Here is a 17,143-nt window from a genome sequence, read left to right as displayed (position 1 = left end):
TTGTCTCAATTTAACATCGACCATACAACGCTTCAAGCATAAAGTATGATAAGCAAAAGTATGGAAGGAATAATAATGGAACAGTCCACCTTAAAAGAATATAGCGGCTCTGCCACTGAACATATGGAACTTATTTTTTCCAAACAACGTGCCAATTTTGAGGCAGATCCTTACCCAAGTCTTGAGTCACGCCGCACAAAACTGCATCAACTCAAAAAACAAATTATTCGTTATCAAGATGCTTTAGCTGCTGCGATTAATGCTGACTTTAGCTCAAGATCACTTGATGAATCCAAATTACTCGATTTGCTTGGCTCTGTGTTGGAAGCCGATCATGCGATTCATCATTTACGACGCTGGATGCGTCCAAGCAAACGCCGTACCGAGCTTTTATTTTTATCAAACCGTTTAAGTGTGCAATACCAACCTAAAGGCGTGGTTGGTGTGATTGTGCCTTGGAACTTCCCCGTTTATTTAGCACTTGGCCCACTCATTGCCGCATTAGCTGCGGGCAATCGAGTCATGATTAAACTCCCTGAAATTACCCCGAATACTAATGCCATGCTAAAACGCATGCTTGCCGAAGTCTTTAACGAAGATGAAGTGGCGGTTTTTGGTGAAGAAATTACAGACCCAGCAAGATTTACCTCTTTGCCATTTAATCATATTGTCTTTACGGGTTCTCCTGCCATTGGCAAAATCGTCATGCGAGCTGCTGCTGAAAATCTAACACCTGTTACACTTGAGTTAGGTGGTAAATCTCCTGCAATTGTAAGCCGCAACTACCCGCTTGCCGATGCGGCAAAACGTATTACACATGGCAAAGCAACAAACAGTGGTCAAATCTGTGTAGCACCTGACTATGCGTTGGTTCCAAAAGAAAGTATTGATGAGTTTGTAGATGCTGCGAAATCAAGCTTTATAAAAATGTTTGGTCAAAACATTGAAAACAATGAGAATTACACATCGATTGTAAATGACCGTCATTTAAAACGTATTCAAGATATCTTGACCGATGCACAAGAAAAAGGTGCACACGTTATTCCTTGTGACACTTATAGCTTCGACCAACAAGGCCGTAGAATGCCTCTACAAATTGTGCTGAATTGCACGTCAGACATGCGGATTATGAAAGAAGAACTATTTGGTCCTATTTTACCTGTGGTGGCTTATGATTCTTTAGATGATGCGATTACCTATGTGAAATCGGACGAGCGACCTTTAGCACTTTATTGCTTTACACATAGCTCGGTAGAACGTGATCGTATTTTACGTGAAACTCATTCGGGTGGTGTGACCATCAATGACTGGGGTTGGCATGTAGTTAACCATGACGCTCCTTTCGGTGGTATCGGCAACTCAGGCATGGGGTCATATCATGGTGAAGAAGGTTTCCGCGAACTTTCACATGCAAAAACTGTATTTATTCGTCATCGGTTTTTCCCGACTCAGCTTTTCCACCCTCCTTATGGGACATTCCTACAAAAATTAGCGATTCGCTTTTTCTTGAAGAAAGGCGATCCAAATATTAAATAAGGATGATAAAAAAGCCTCGTAGTGAGGCTTTTTTATTGGGTTTTAATTAATCAACCGGACGTAATAGAAAAATTATGAAATTTACAGATCTTTAAATAAGTATCTTCAAATAATTTTTCCATTTTAGGATTTCCATCATGATAGTCATCCCAAAATTCTCCACTAAATTCTTTAGGTTCAATAGTCGTCGTTATAGTATCTTCCTGTCTATAAAATGAAATTTCCCAACCTTCAGGTATACTAGGATTAATTATTTCAAATTTAGAAATATCTACAATAACAGGGGTACCATCTGAATCACGGCGAACGGATACCTTTGTTTCATTTCGATATTCATTAAATTGCATCCCAAAACAGATATATCTTTTCCCCATAGTAAAATCGTACAAATTACTATCATTACACTTAAGTATCATGGGATTACTATTCCTTTTACTTTGTAATCTTTAGTTTTAAAATCAATTTAATTCATTTTAATATTTATGACTATATTTAAAATCCTGAAAAACATTTCAGACCTTACAAAAATTTTCTGAGTAAGTTTGCTGCTAAATGTTGGAACCATAAACAAATTATCTTAACTAAAAATTATTATTTTAAAAATAAAAAAGCTAGGCACCCACCTAGCTTTAATATAAAAACAACTATAATCGACTTAAATATAATCAACCTTTTGAGCTTTTAAGATATCAAGCTGCAACATCTTTTTCTTTTTATATTTATAGGCAATAAATAAACCAATAAACCAGATTGGTGAACACTCAAGTGCAATTAAAGTATCATGGTCTAAAGCTAAAATTACGATAGTAAACACTAAAAACAACATAGTCATCCATGCCATAAATAAACCACCTGGCATTTTATATTTTGACTGGATATGTAGTTCAGGGCTTTTCTTACGATAATAAATATATGAAAGCACAATCAACATAAACGTAAAAATACATAAAATTGAAGTGAGCGCTGAAATAATCGTAAATGCTGTCATGACATTTGGAACAATAAATAAAATAGATGTTCCAACCGTTACGCACGCCATTGAAAATACAAGTCCGCGAATTGGAACTTTTCTTTTCGATAATTTGCTAAAGCTTTTAGGTGCGTCGTTGTCTAAAGCCAAACCGTATAACATACGGCTGGTCGCAAAGATTCCACTATTTGCAGAAGATAAAGCTGAAGTCGCAACAACAAAGTTGATTAAACCCGCAGCAATTGGTAACCCGACCAAAGTAAACATCTCTACAAATGGGCTTTTTTCTGGTGAAACCTTAGCCCAAGATGTAACCGCAATAATACAAACCAATGCACCCACATAGAATAATAAAATACGTAAAGGAATAGAGTTAATTGCTTTTGGAAGTGAGGTATACGGGTCTTTGGTTTCAGCAGCTGTTGTACCAACCAGCTCAATACCCACAAACGCAAATATGGCAATTTGGAAACCAGCTAAGAAACCTGTTACACCATAAGGAAACATGGATTGTGTTTCAAACAAATGGCTCATTGAGGCCTTAACCCCATTTGGTGAAGTAAATCCGGTACTAATTAAATAAATACCAGCCAGAATAAACAGAATAATTGCAGTAATTTTGATGAGTGAGAACCAAAACTCAAGTTCACCGAACAATCGCACAGCCACAAAGTTAAGTATGGTTAAAACCGCTAATGAAGTAAATGCAGGAATCCAAACGGGTAAATCGGGATACCAAAACTGCATGTACCCTCCGATTACAATCACGTCTGCAATCGCAGTAATAATCCAGTTACACCAGTAGGACCAACCAAGGAAAAAACCCGCCCATGGGCCGAGATAAGCCGTTGCAAAATCGGCGAAAGTTTTAAAATTAGTGTTCGCAAGCAACAATTCACCCATTGCTCGCATCACGAAGAAAAAGAAGAAACCAATAATTAAATAGGTTAAAACAATTGAAGTACCCGAAACACTTAATGTTTTCCCGGAACCCATAAATAATCCAGTACCAATTGCACCACCAATTGCGATCATCTGAATATGACGATTGGTTAATGAGCGCTGCAATTTCTCTTCTTCTTGTTCAGTCATATGTTGACTACCAAGAAGATCTCCTTCCAGGAACTGCTTTCCGTTATTCTTACTCATGTAATATTTACTCCAATTTATAGCAACCGTCGTAAATGCTTTAATAATAAACAAATTATATGATTATTAATTTAGTCCATTAAACCATTCTAAAATATTATTAAATCACTTAAGACCTTATAAATTCCTTTTTAAAAGCCATCACCTATAACAATAAAAATTATTCATCATTCCTTTCCTTCATTATTATATTAGCCTGATTTCCAAAATATAATTTCGATAAACATTTAAAATATATAAACTAATTAAATATTTTATTGATTTAACTTTTATATAGAAAAACAGGCTAATTAATCTCAGCTCAGCGAGCAAGATTGTATTTATCCATATACCCATCTTGCGCTAGCGATAATATAGTATTCCTTCTTAAATTTGGTGAAATGTGTAGTAATTTCCGCTTAATTAACAGCCATTCGAAAATGTTCAGTGGCTTTGAGTTTATTGACCACTTCTGGACTCGAAACTTGTTTAACATGAACACTTAGCACCCGAACTAAAGAGCCATTTTCAACATTCAATTGGTTTGCCTGTTCTTTTGTTAACTGCAATATGTTCTGATGAGGTTTGCTATACACAAGAATGGCGCGATAATTTTCATAGTCATCATTGGCCACAATGTAAGATTCATCCCCTACAGCGATATTTTCAGTTTGTTCGACTTGTACCGTTACGGACTGACTTTCTTTAATCGCCCTTAAATTTTCGATATCTGCTTGCAACGTCGCACCGCCATCAAAAATATCGACATAGCCTTTGTAGCGTAGTCCTTCTTCAAGCAAGAGATTGTAGGCTGGTCGAGTATTTGGGTGAACAATGCCAATCGCAGCTTTAGCATCGTCCGGCAACATATCGACATAGAGTGGATGTCTTGGCATCAGCTCAGCAATAAAAGCCTTTTGCCCGACACCACTTAAGTAATCGGCTTTGGTAAATTCAATATTAAAAAACTTATGACCTACTGCGTTCCAAAATGGTGATTGTCCATTTTCATCAGAATATCCGCGCATTTCGGCAACAATCGTTTCTTCAAAATATTGACGGAATGCTGAAAGAAATAAGAAACGGACTTTAGATAGAAACTTGCCATTTTTATTTAAGCGATAGTCAGGGTCTAAAAATAAAGTACAAAGCTCACTACAGTTGGTATGGTCATTACTCAAATACAAAGTCGGTAAAGCGTTATAAACACTTAACGGTTCAGAAGCATGAACTTGTGTTCCTACATGAAAGTTATACCAAGGTTCTTTTAAACCAAGTGCGACTTCAATACCGCAAACACCGACAACTTTGTTGAGTTCAGTATCTTCTAAAACAAATAGGTAAACCTGATCTGCCTTTGGGAGTTCGCCTGCGACTGTCTTACACGCCCTCTCAATACGAGCAGCAAGTTTTTGCATATTTGGCTGCAAAGATGTCAAACCAAAACCTGCTTTTTGCGCCAAGAGATAAAGGTCATTGACATCTTTAGGTTCAATGTAGCGAATAATCATCATGCTGCTTGGTCATCCTTTTGAATTTCAACAAAGCGAGCAAGTGCACGTTCAAAGCGTTGCAAACCTTCATCAATGTCAGCAAATGGAATAATTAAAGACGGCGTAAAACGTACAACGTTTGGACCAGCAATCAGACTCAGTAAACCTTCTTCGCCCGCAAGGTTATTGATGTCTTTTGCTTTACCAGCAAATTTGTCTTCTAAAGCGCAACCTATCAATAAGCCTTCACCGCGAATCGTTTTAAAGACTTCATATTTTTCATTTAATTTATTTAAAGCATTTTTATAGTAGTCATGACGTTCTTTAACACCATTCAGCACTTCAGGCGTATTAATAAATTCAAATACAGCCCCTGCAACCGCACTTGCTAACGGGTTACCACCATAAGTCGTACCATGTGTACCGACAGAAAAATGCGGAGCAAACTTATCGGTTGTTAGCATTGCACCGACTGGGAAACCACCACCTAATGCTTTTGCAGTCGTTAATACATCTGGAATAACACCAGAGTTCATGTAGGCATACAGTGCACCTGTACGGCCAACACCGGTTTGTACTTCATCAAAAATCAGCAATGCACCAAACTGATCACACAGTTCACGTAAACCTTTTAAAAATTCGATCTCAGCAGGAATAACGCCGCCTTCACCTTGGATCGGTTCAACAATGACTGCACAAGTTTGTTCATTAATTACTGCTTTTGCAGCTTCTAAATCATTAAAGGCAACGTGGTTAATTCCGTTTGGAAGTGGTGCAAAGTCTTGTGAATATTTAGGTTGACCACCCGCTGAAACGGTAAATAAGGTACGACCGTGGAACGCATTGTTAAATGCCACAATGCCACTTTTGCCAGCTACGCCGCTGTCGAGTCCAACTTTACGAGCCAATTTTAATGCGGCTTCGTTCGCTTCTGCACCTGAGTTACAGAAGAATACTTTATCCGCAAATGTATTTTCAGTGAGTTGTTTTGCAAGGCGTAGAACAGGTTCATTTGTATAACCGTTACCAACGTGCCAAAGTTTTGTTGCTTGTTCTGTTAAAGCATTTACTGCCACTGGATGCGCATGACCTAATGCGTTTACTGCAATCCCGCCTGCAAAATCGATATATTCTTTATTTTCTTGATCCCAAATACGTGAACCTTCACCACGTACTGGAATGAAATTTGCCGGTGCAAAAACTGGAACCATCCACTCGTTAAAGTCATTACGAGAAACTGCAAAATTATTCATCTTATCTAGTCCATTAAATTGAATTATTAGGCTTAACTGATGACCCTATTATTCAAAATCAAATTGATTCACAAAATTTGTAATTCAGTCAAAAATGAATTATTTTTTACCAATCTGATAATTGACAATTACAATATGGATAACATTGATCAAATTATTTTAGGTTTACTTAAAGATAACGCACGGATGTCTGTTACTGAATTAGCCGAAAAAGTTCACGTTTCAAGAGCAACTATTAAGAAGAGAATGGAGTATCTTGAGTCTTCGGGCATTATTACCGGATATACGGTTCGTTTTAAACCGAATGCTGAACGCAACGTCATCCGTGCATGGATGAGCATTATGGTTGAAGGCACTAAAGCGCAGTCTGTGATTAAAGAATTACGCCTAGAAAGTGCCGTGGAATGTTTGCATAAAACCAATGGCAAATGGGACATTTTGGTTGAGCTACGCTCTGACACTTTAGAAAACTTCGATAAAGTATTAGAAAGAATCAGGAATATTTCAGGTATTTATAACAGTGAAACCAGCATTCTGCTTGCGAGTCATAAGACCTGAGATTAATAGTTTTCTTATTTTTTCAAGCTAATAACCTACAAACATATTCAATATATTATTCTACAGAATAGGATATCTCTTTCTGTAGAATATATTGAAAGACTATCTATGATCAGTTTGAAATTTTCATTTCAAGAACAAACTCATGCTTTACATTTTCACCAGTTGTATGATCAATTGCTTTCATATCCTCTATATAATAGATAATCTCTATCCTCCTCCCTACAATAAAAAGATTTATATCGGATTCATTATTTAAAAAAATACCTTGCTTCATAATTTTGCCGATATCTTTTAATTCAATATCCATAGTGTCTGGTATGTTGCCATTATCCATATCAGTTGTATAAATACGCCGAATTGTTCCTGATATTTCTTGACGTGGAATTGTCCCCGACTCTAAATTATTTAACCACTCAAGCGAACCATATAGCCCATATGTGCCTTTCAATCCATGCATTGGTCTTAATTCATTCAAAGTTAAAGCCTGAACTTTTTTTATATAATTAGGATCTTTTCTTATTTTATCTCTAACATGATATACCAAATACATAGTTTCCATATATTATTCTCATTTAAAATGATATTTTTTCTTTCAATAAATTATTAATAAGAAAGAATTCTTTACTGAACTTATTTTATCATATGAATTTAAATGAATCTCTAACTCATTATCCTCATTAAAATATAAGATACCTTTGAATAAAACTACAAAGTTAAAATATAAAGCTGAAGTAATTCACTTAACTTTTTGAAAATGATGTTACCTTTCCAAAAACTTGCATCTTCCCCTCTCTAAAAAGGTTCAGAACTATCTTGTAGTAGTGAATCAATAGAGAACAATTAAAAATCTTCAATAAATTTTTAATATTTTTTAAATAATCAATTCAAAAACTTAAAATCCAATTTGATTTAAATTCCAACTTTTTTCACTCAATCCCCTCATCAAAGCATTTGACAGAAAATTTAAAACATAATACATATAGTATTATATGTTATATGTTAAAACCTAAGGACAAGGTATAAAAAATGGCTAAAACTCAACTACAACACTTCATTAACGGCGAATATGTTGCTAGCAAAGGAAATGATTATTTCGATTTGGTCAGCCCAGTGACTGGTGAAGTTTATGCACAATCACCGAATGCAACCGAGGCAGAAGTTGATGCAGCTTATGCCGCTGCAAAAGAAGCATTTAAAATTTGGGGACGCAGTACACCTTCGACTCGTCAAAAAGCATTACTGAATTTAGCAGATGCTATTGAAGCAAATGCGGAGCGTTTAATTGAAGCACAAAGTCGTAATACGGGTCAGTTAAAACATTTAATCGCATCTGAGGAAGTAGGTGCATCAGCAGATCAGGTTCGTTTCTTTGCAGGTGCTGCTCGCCTACTCAATGGCACTGCTTCAGGTGAATATTTAGAAGGTTTAACCTCTTCTATTCGCCGCGAACCTGTCGGTGTAGTTGGACAAGTTACACCGTGGAACTATCCACTCATGATGGCTGTTTGGAAAATTGCTCCAGCTTTAGCCGCAGGTAATACCGTGGTACTTAAACCAAGTGATACGACGCCGGAAAGTACGCTTTTACTTGCTGAAATTGCTGCACCATTTTTCCCTAAAGGTGCATTTAACGTGGTGTTAGGTCAAGCTCAAGTCGGTTCAAAAGTGGTATCACATAAAACCCCTGCTCTCGTTTCGATTACAGGTTCAGTTCGTGCGGGATTACAAGTTGCAGCTTCTGCCGCAGCAAATCTAGCCAAGGCACATCTTGAGCTTGGTGGTAAAGCACCTGTAGTGGTTTTTGAAGATGCTGACCTCGACAAAGCAGTTGAAATGATTGCTTTAACAGGCTATTTCAACGCAGGCCAAGACTGTACTGCGGCAACACGTGTAATTGTGGCTGAAGCAGTTCATGATGAATTTTTAAGCAAATTAGTTGAAGCTGCAAAAAATACCCGTTTTGGTGAACCCGATGATCAAGATGCGCTTTATGGTCCACTTAACAATGCCAACCAATTAAAAAATGTTAAAGCCTTTATCGACAACTTACCTGCTCACGCCAAAGTTGAAACAGGCGGAAAACAAGCAGACCGTCCAGGCTTCTATTTTGAACCAACTGTTATTAGTGGCTTAAAACAACACGACGAAGCCATTCAAAATGAAATTTTTGGACCAGTGATTACCGTTCAAAAATTTACAGATGAAAATGATGCGATTGAAAAAGCCAACGATGTTGAATATGGCCTAGCTTCAAGTGTTTGGACCAAAGACCATGCTCGTGCAACTCGTCTGTCACGTGAACTCGATTTCGGTACAGTTTGGATTAACACCCATATTCCTTTAACCGCAGAAATGCCACACGGCGGTTTCAAAAAATCAGGTTATGGTAAAGATTTATCTGGCTATGGTTTTGAAGAATATACTCGCGTTAAACATGTGATGAGTTCAAATGAATAATAACAATGAGCTTTGAAAGGAGATCAAAATGAATAAGCAAGAAATGAAAGCCTTGGTGACTAAAGCCCATCACGAGCTATTTAATTTGCACGACACCACTGCTTTGGACCGTTATTTTTCTGAAGACTTTATAGAGCACTCGCCACTCGTTGCAAATGGCATTTCGGGCCTTCGCCAATTGGTAGAAGACTGTCCTGACATGCAACACGAAGCTGTGCGTGTATTGGCAGATGGTGATTTGGTTGCAATTCATGGCCGCTTTCAGGGTCTAGATGAAAACCCTTTAGTTGGTTTTGATATTTACAGAGTGAAAGATGGCAAAATTGTGGAACATTGGGATGGTCTTGTGGCAGAAGCTGCGCCAAATGTGAGTGGTAGAACCCAATTAGATGGTCCAACTGAAATCGTTACTCACCATGATCCAGAGAAAAACCGCGAGATTGTGACCTCGTTCTTTAAGAAGTCATTAATTGATGGCAATTACGAGGCATTTAAAGAATACACCCACGACGATCAGTTCATTCAACATAGTCCAGACATTGGCGATGGTGTTAAAGCAGTCATTGATTTTTTGAACAATATCCGTAATGAAGGACAAGGTTTGGTATACTCCAAAACGCATCGCTCCATTGCTGATGGTCAATTTGTCTTGACACATTCCGAAGGAAGTATTGCCGGAAATCGACATGCCTATTTTGAATTATGGCGAGTCGATAATGGCAAAATTGTTGAACTTTGGGATGCAATACCAGCTGTGCCTGAAGATGAACAGGCAGTCCATCAATATGGCGTGTTTTAATCATTTATCCGTTTCATTAAGCTAAGTCTCTGACTTAGCTTTTAGAGAATTCGCCATGTCAGCATATACGATAATTTTTGCACCTATCGCTCAGGCAACTCGATCGGAACAAGTTGTAGAACGCTTGGAAAATGCAATTATCTCTGGATTGCTCAAAAGCAATGAACAGCTTCCTAACGAGGCGGATCTAGCTCGCTTAATGGGAGTGTCACCCATTACGGTCCGTGAAGCTTTAAATACTTTACGCGTAAAAGGTCTGATTGATACACGACGCGGGCGAAACGGCGGAAGCTTTGTTTGCGAGTTACCTTCAGATTTACTCTTAAACAAGCATCCTCTACGTCAAGCTTCAAATGAATATCTGGCTGATTTAGGTGAGTTTCATAGTGCAATTTTAAGCCATGGTGCATATTTGGCAGCACAAAGAGCCACTGAATATGAACTGGGTAAAATCAAAGAGCTTATTGATCAATTTGAACAAGCAGTTGAACCAGACACACGTGCCCAACTTGATTTACGTTGTTTGTTAACACTTACCTCTTTTGCTCAATCAGCTCGACTGGCAAATCAAGAGTTAACCATACAAGCCGAATGGGCACCGCTCATTGCTGTGCTTTACCAAGATGATCAATTTCATCAACTGGTCGTCGCTCAATACCACCAACTTTTATCATCTTTTGTTCAAGGCAATGAAGATGATGCTGTTATTCAAGCGCGAAAAATCATTTCGATGCTAACAGACCAAATGCTTCGATATAAGTTATCTATTGAATAAAAACAATAAAGTAGAGCACTTATAAAATATCGAGTGAGAAATACGGAATTTTAGGAGTTATAGGAATGACCCAACATTTAGATATAGAAGAGCTTCAAAATTTGTTAAAGACGGTGGTTGAAGAAACGACAACCATTACAGAAAAGCTGGCAACTAAAGCGAGCAAAATTCTTTCAAAACATGAACCTGAAAAAACCAAAGACGTTAAGCTTTCAGGCTCAGAGCGTTCAGCTTTGCAAAAAGAAATTAAAAAGGCCTTACAGGAAAGCCATTACAGTCAAGGTATTGGTTTTGCAAGTTATAGCCCTGCAACGCAAGAAGAGCAAGATTATTGGACACTCGAATGGTGGTATAAAAAAGAAGATCAGTTACAGCAAGCAAAGCTTGAAAACTATCAAAATGCTCAGCGATTTTTAGATTTTCGCTCTTTTGAATGGTTCCATAAACCTGCTCAAAACAAAAGTCCGTGCATCCATGGACCCTATGTCGATTATATTTGCAATGGTGCATACACCATCACCCTTGCCCATCCAGTCATGATTCGTGATCAATTTATCGGTGTGATTGCCACCGATATTTTAGTTTCCGCACTCGAAAAAATTCTTATGCCGAAGCTTAAAAATATTAAACAAAAAGCAATTGTGATTAACGACTCTTCTCGAGTGATTACTTCAAATGACATCACCATCAGAACAGGCACATTATTTAAAGGCCAAAGCCCCGAGCAGGTTCTCTCACGACCGTGTCAATCTTTTCAATTGGTCGTGATCTAGAGTTATATCAAAGATATAAGTATTTGATCTTGCTTTAGGGCATCACCAAGGCGAAACAGCCACCCACTTTTGTACAAACTTTCTCCAAATAGACGTGTTTATTCAAGTCTAGGGGAAGTTTTGGCTCAAAAATAGCATCGCTTTTCCGGATGAAAAGCAAAACAACGAAATTTGAGGTTGAAATGACATGGAAAATAAAACGTCTTCCTTAAAAAAACTGTCTCTTTGGCAAGTCACGATTATTGGTATTGCCTACATGACCCCTATGACGGTATTTGATACCTTCGGTATTGTCTCTGGAATTACCAATGGACACGTACCACTGGCATATTTACTCGCACTTGGCGCCATGCTACTCACCGCTTGGAGCTATGCAAGATTTAGTAAAAACTCAGAAAAATCAGGCTCGGCATATAGCTATACAGCTGAAAGTTTAGGGCCTAAAAGTGGTTTTTTTGTCGGTTGGTGCTCTCTGCTCGACTATTTGTTATTACCTCTCATTAATGTTTTGCTAGCCGCAATTTATCTCACAGCCCTTATTCCAAGTCTGCCTTACTGGTTCTGGGTAATTGTGTCAGCGAGCCTAGTCACTTTAGTGAATTGTTTCCGCATTCGGTTACTCGCCAATTTGAGTCTATTGTTTGTGTTTGCACCCATCATACTCATGGTCATTTTTGTTTATTTAGTGATTAAGGGGATTGGCTCGACTCAAGGTTATGAGCATGTGCTTACATTGGCTCCACTCTGGCATGAGCACCAATCTTTACTCCCCCTCGTTGCGGGTGCCTCAGTTTTGTGCTTTTCATTTTTAGGTTTCGATGCGGTTACCACGCTTTCTAATGAAACCAAACAACCCACCAAAAATATTCCTCGTGCAGTCATGTTAACGACTCTCGCTGGCGGGCTTATTTTTTTCACAGCCGCTTGGTTTATTCAGCTTTATTTTCCAAACAATCTACGCTTTCAGCATCCATCTGAAGCGTTGCCTGAAATTGTGCTTTACGTTGGTGGTGCTTTTTTCCAATCCGTATTCTTATGCGGGCAAATTATGAACACAGTCGCCTCTGGCCTTGCCTCACATGCCAGCGCTTCACGTTTACTGTATATAATGGGTACCGATAATATTTTCCCTAAAAAGTATTTTGGGACAATTCATATTTCATTAGGTACACCGTTTTTCTCGGTTTTGTTTGTTGGTCTTATTTCAATGTCTGCGGTTTTTCTAGATTTAGCCCAAGTCGTAAGCCTCATCAGCTTTGGTGCGCTAGTCGCTTTTACAGCCGTAAATTTCTCAGTTTTTATGAAGTTTTATATTAAAGATAAACAGCGTTCAGGGTTTAAAAATAAATTTCTAAACCTGTTTTTACCGCTTATATCAGTCTTTAGCATTATTTGCCTCTGGCTTAATCTTGACTCATCTTCACTGATTTTTGGATGTTTCTGGTTAGCTTTGGGCATTCTCCTATTTATTTATAAAACGATTAAAAAACAAAGTATTGCTATCAGCAATGCTTATTAATTTTTAAGGAACTTTATTATGAAAATTATTTCTAAACCTCAACTTTTAAAAGACGTGGAATATAAACCAAGTAAATCTCTACAAGTGGGCAAAGAGTGGAGTTGGTTAAATCCAAAGCATGCAAAATTTGACGCAACAACTGTAGAAGGTGCATCGGCAGATAATCCAGCAAACTACTATGAAAGCTCACTTTCTGATTGGCATACCTTTGACAGCTTAAAAGCTGATATTGAATGCGATGTGGTGGTTATTGGTGGTGGTTTATTAGGTTCATCTACGGCCTTACATTTAGCTGAACAAGGCGTAGAGACTATTTTATTAGAAAAAAACCGTGTAGGTAGCGCAGCTTCTGGACGCAATGGCGGACAACTCACCCCTGGTTTAGCTCGCTGGGAAGCTCAAGAAATGGCCGATCGCTTGAGCTATGAAGATGCAAAAAAACTCTGGCATTTTACTTCTACAGAAGCCATGCAACTCATTGATGACATCTCGGAAAAATACCAACTCAACTTTGACCGCAAATACGGCCACATTACTGCCGCTGTTCATGAAGGGCATTTGGTTGGTTTAACACAAGGCGCCGATGCACGAAAATACTTAGGTGAAGACCATACGCGCATTGTAGGTAAACACGAACTCATGGACTTTATTAAGTCTGATTATTACACAGGTGGTTTAATTGATGAGTTAGGTGGACAAATTCATCCTTTAGCTTTAAACCGTGGCTTAATTTATGGATTTTGCCAAAATGGCGGTACTGTTTATGAACAAACAGAAGTCATTTCAATAGAAGAAAAAGTAGATGGCATTTATGTTCAAACTGCAAATGCGGTCGTAAAAGCTAAAAAGTCTGTGGTGTTAGCCGTGCACCATGCTTCTTTTAAACTTTTATCAGAGCAAAACAATACCACTATTCCGTTTTATACCTATGTTGCGACGACTGCCCCGCTAGAGCTTGATACTAAAGAGCTACTGCCATTTGGGCATCCAGTTTATGATACTCAGTTCCAGATTGATTACTACCGTCCCGTATTTAATAACCGCTTATTGTTTGGTGGCCAAGGTACTGGCACATGCTGGGGTCCAGAGAAAACATTAAATTATCTAGAGCATCGAATTCACACTGTTTTCCCTCAAATTAAAAATCTAGAGATGGATTTTGTCTGGAGTGGAACAACTGATTTAACCGTAAATGGTGCAGTCGATAGCCGTAAGTTTGGTAATAAGTTCCCGATTTATGCTGTTCATGGTTGGAGTGGTCACGGCGTTGCTCAGACGGTACGTATTGGTAAAGCCATCGCGAATGACTTTGTTGGGCAATCTAACGACTTCGAAATGTTATCTAAAATTGATCATCAAAATATTATTTTTGGTCGTACCCTTGCTCCCGTTGTTATTCCACTCGCTAAAAGCATGTATGGTATCGGTGCAATGATTAATCCGGGCAAAATGGTATCTTTCTAATTTATAAAATAACCGATTTCAAAAAGGGATCCGTATAGCTTTGTACGGATCCTTTTTATTTAGCGGAGTAAAATCCTTTTCAAACTAGGTTATCCCTAACCAATCTATTACAATAGCGCCAGCTTTTTTATTCAGCGCATATATTTTGAGCAACTCATCTTCCCAATTAAAACGCGGACTTAAAAATCGCCATATCCAGTTAATTGCTATGGGTGGTGCTGTCGGGACAGGTTTATTTTTAGGCTCTGCACAAGTCATCCAGTCTGCTGGTCCTTCTATTATTTTAGGTTATGCCATTGTCGGTTTGGTCGCATTTTTAATTATGCGTCAAATGGGTGAAATGATCGTAGAAGAACCTGTGGTCGGTTCCTTTAGTTACTTTGCACAAAAATATTGGGGGAAATTCCCCGGTTTTTTATCGGGCTGGAACTATTGGGTGGTTTATATTCTGGTCGCGATGACCGAATTAACAGCAGTTGCTAAATATGTGCATTACTGGTGGCCCCACATTCCTGCGTGGATATCAGCCTTATTTTTCTTTGTTTTGGTTACCTGTTTGAACTTAGGCAACGTTAAATTTTACGGTGAATCTGAGTTTTGGTTAGCCATTATTAAAGTTGCGGCGGTCATTGCCATGATCGTGTTTGGCTTATATTTGTTGCTTACCGCGGGTAGTGATTCTATCGCTAGCTTTGCGAACTTGTGGCAGCATGGCGGATTTTTCCCGCATGGGTTCTCGGGCCTGTTTTATATGCTCGCCTTTTTAATGTTTGCATTTGGCGGTATTGAACTGATTGGGATGACTGCCGCTGAAGCAGAGAATCCTGAAAAAAGTATTCCGCAAGCCATTAACCAAGTCATCTTTCGAATCTTGGTTTTCTATGTGGCTTCGCTTGCTATCATCATGTCGCTTATTCCGTGGAATCAGCTTGACCTCGGTGGTTTAGATAAAAGTCCATTTGTGATGATTTTTAGCCAGCTTGGGATTGGTTGGGCAGCGCATTTGCTTAACTTTATTATTTTAACAGCCGCACTGTCTGTTTATAACAGCGGTATGTACGCAAACAGTCGTATGTTATATGGTCTAGCAGTACAAGGCCATGCATCCAAAATTTTTACAAAAGTCAGCAAACAAGGGGTTCCAACACCTGCTGTTATCTTTTCTTCTATTCTGATTTTCGGTTGTGTATTGCTGAACTACTTTATTCCAGAAGAAGCTTTAAGCTATCTCATGTACATGGCCGTGGCTGCACTGGTTTTAAACTGGGCAATTATTAGCTTTACTCATTTAAAGTTTAAACGTGCCATGAAACTTGAAGACAAAGTTGCCAAGTTCCCTGCTCTATTTTCACCTTTAAGTAACTATATCGTTTTGATTTTTATTGGCATGATTTTATATATCATGTGGACAAAAGGGTTTGAAAAATCTGTGATTTTAATTCCAATCTGGATTATATTCATGTTTGGATTATATAAATTTCTGAGTTGGAAAAAAGCACTCTAATATTCAAAAAAGGCTTATTCAAACAGAATAGGCCTTTTATCATTTATCAGCTTGTCACTCTAAGTAACTTTAGAAAAACCATTCACATTCTATTCATCATTATTAAATTGTTCTCTACTAGACACATGGATATATAAGCCTTAGTCATTCTAAACATTGGTATTTAATGAGATAATTATTAAAGTACAAGTGTTTACATGATCTATAAATATTTGTGTCAATGTTCAGCTAAAATCAAAACAGACCAGTTTATCGTTACGATCACTCAATAGGCAAAAGATACTGTATCGCAAGACAGGTTCTTTACCCACTTTACTGATTTAGCCTTCAACTGTGTCACTCAATGATGAAAGACAGGAAATTTTATGGAAAAAGCTCTGCAATGTCCTAAGTGTGGTTCTACAGAAATTGAAGCACGTGACCATGACAAATTACTTAGAACAACTGGCGGTGTTTTACTCACAGCTGCCGGCACAACGGCAGGCACTGTAGGTGGTGCTGCGACTGGTGCTACTGTTGGAGCAGCTATTGGTACTGTTGCTGGTCCTTTAGGTGTAATTGTTGGCGGAACTGTAGGGACTTTTGTTGGTGCCATTAGTGCAGGAATTACTGGCGGTGTAGTTGGTAATATTTTTGGTAAGAAAGCTGGCGTAATAATCGACAAGAATATTTTTCAAGATTATCGCTGTTTAAAATGTAAATACCGTTTTAAGCAAAAGAAGTAATATTTATATAAATTAAGCTCAGGTTTAATTTATTTTAAAGTAAGGAAAGTAAGCATTTTTGATTGCTTTCCTCCCTCTCTTACCTCATCTAATTCAAAGAAAACTTAATTTAATAACAAACTATTATCGACACTATATTTTATGTGTAGACTGTAAAAATCAGTCATTTACTTTACGCTACTCATA

At 38.0% G+C, this 17,143-nt stretch carries 15 protein-coding genes; 10 read left to right on the top strand and 5 right to left on the bottom strand.

All coding sequences use genetic code 11. The annotated features are described in order from the left end of the window. Positions 1-75: 75 nt before the first annotated feature. Positions 76-1,536, top strand: coding sequence for a coniferyl aldehyde dehydrogenase (locus JGE69_RS01575; protein ID WP_199112015.1), 1,461 nt, complete (start codon positions 76-78; stop codon positions 1,534-1,536). Positions 1,537-1,586: 50 nt separating this feature from the next. Here JGE69_RS01575 and JGE69_RS01570 read toward each other — a convergent pair whose 3' ends face one another. From JGE69_RS01570 to JGE69_RS01555, 4 genes are all read right to left on the bottom strand, one after another. Then, a complete protein-coding gene (locus JGE69_RS01570; RefSeq protein WP_017400408.1) occupies positions 1,587-1,952 on the bottom strand; it encodes a hypothetical protein in 366 nt (121 codons plus the stop codon). A 239-nt stretch (positions 1,953-2,191) separates the two neighbouring features. Continuing rightward, positions 2,192-3,655, bottom strand: a complete 1,464-nt coding sequence (locus JGE69_RS01565) for an amino acid permease (RefSeq protein WP_199112013.1) — start codon at positions 3,653-3,655, stop codon at positions 2,192-2,194. Positions 3,656-4,053: 398 nt separating this feature from the next. Continuing rightward, positions 4,054-5,148 (bottom strand): arginine N-succinyltransferase, encoded by a 1,095-nt coding sequence (gene astA, locus JGE69_RS01560; protein ID WP_000972685.1) that lies wholly within the window; start codon positions 5,146-5,148, stop codon positions 4,054-4,056. After that, a complete protein-coding gene (locus tag JGE69_RS01555; RefSeq protein ID WP_199112011.1) occupies positions 5,145-6,380 on the bottom strand; it encodes an aspartate aminotransferase family protein in 1,236 nt (411 codons plus the stop codon). The genes astA and JGE69_RS01555 overlap by 4 nt, the downstream gene beginning before the upstream one ends. 135 nt (positions 6,381-6,515) lie before the next feature. Between JGE69_RS01555 and JGE69_RS01550 the strand changes: the two genes are divergently transcribed. Next, positions 6,516-6,938, top strand: coding sequence for an Lrp/AsnC family transcriptional regulator (locus JGE69_RS01550; RefSeq protein ID WP_002001056.1), 423 nt, complete (start codon positions 6,516-6,518; stop codon positions 6,936-6,938). 112 nt (positions 6,939-7,050) lie between these two features. On the opposite strand, the gene JGE69_RS01545 is transcribed toward JGE69_RS01550, so the two are convergent. After that, entirely contained in the window at positions 7,051-7,500 is a 450-nt protein-coding gene (locus JGE69_RS01545; protein WP_060465481.1) for a hypothetical protein, read from the bottom strand. Positions 7,501-7,967: 467 nt separating this feature from the next. On the opposite strand from JGE69_RS01545, the gene JGE69_RS01540 reads away from it, so the two are divergent. The 8 genes from JGE69_RS01540 (at position 7,968) to JGE69_RS01505 (ending at position 16,957) form a co-directional block, all read left to right on the top strand. Next, a complete protein-coding gene (locus tag JGE69_RS01540; RefSeq protein WP_130118683.1) occupies positions 7,968-9,398 on the top strand; it encodes a gamma-aminobutyraldehyde dehydrogenase in 1,431 nt (476 codons plus the stop codon). A 28-nt stretch (positions 9,399-9,426) separates the two neighbouring features. Continuing rightward, entirely contained in the window at positions 9,427-10,197 is a 771-nt protein-coding gene (locus JGE69_RS01535; RefSeq protein WP_199112009.1) for a nuclear transport factor 2 family protein, read from the top strand. A 55-nt stretch (positions 10,198-10,252) separates the two neighbouring features. Further along, positions 10,253-10,972: a FadR/GntR family transcriptional regulator gene (locus tag JGE69_RS01530; RefSeq protein ID WP_199112007.1), complete on the top strand. Its 720-nt coding sequence runs from the start codon at positions 10,253-10,255 to the stop codon at positions 10,970-10,972. Positions 10,973-11,037: 65 nt separating this feature from the next. Continuing rightward, positions 11,038-11,745 (top strand): cache domain-containing protein, encoded by a 708-nt coding sequence (locus tag JGE69_RS01525; protein WP_068611530.1) that lies wholly within the window; start codon positions 11,038-11,040, stop codon positions 11,743-11,745. Positions 11,746-11,932: 187 nt separating this feature from the next. Next, positions 11,933-13,264 carry an APC family permease gene (locus tag JGE69_RS01520; protein WP_044425212.1) on the top strand — a complete coding sequence of 444 codons (1,332 nt, stop codon included), beginning with the start codon at positions 11,933-11,935 and terminating at the stop codon, positions 13,262-13,264. Positions 13,265-13,282: 18 nt separating this feature from the next. Next, positions 13,283-14,728 carry an NAD(P)/FAD-dependent oxidoreductase gene (locus tag JGE69_RS01515; RefSeq protein WP_199112005.1) on the top strand — a complete coding sequence of 482 codons (1,446 nt, stop codon included), beginning with the start codon at positions 13,283-13,285 and terminating at the stop codon, positions 14,726-14,728. A 145-nt stretch (positions 14,729-14,873) separates the two neighbouring features. Continuing rightward, positions 14,874-16,232 (top strand): amino acid permease, encoded by a 1,359-nt coding sequence (locus tag JGE69_RS01510; RefSeq protein ID WP_081325663.1) that lies wholly within the window; start codon positions 14,874-14,876, stop codon positions 16,230-16,232. A gap of 365 nt (positions 16,233-16,597) precedes the next feature. After that, on the top strand, positions 16,598-16,957 hold the full coding sequence (locus JGE69_RS01505; RefSeq protein ID WP_002120526.1) for a hypothetical protein: 360 nt from the start codon (positions 16,598-16,600) through the stop codon (positions 16,955-16,957). The last annotated feature ends 186 nt before the right edge of the window (positions 16,958-17,143 follow it).

It is taken from the genome of Acinetobacter sp. C13 (assembly GCF_016809775.1).
In the GTDB taxonomy this organism is placed as follows: Bacteria; Pseudomonadota; Gammaproteobacteria; order Pseudomonadales; family Moraxellaceae; genus Acinetobacter; species Acinetobacter pittii.
Note: the sequence above shows the minus strand (reverse complement) of the source record. Positions and strands in the feature narration are given on the sequence as shown.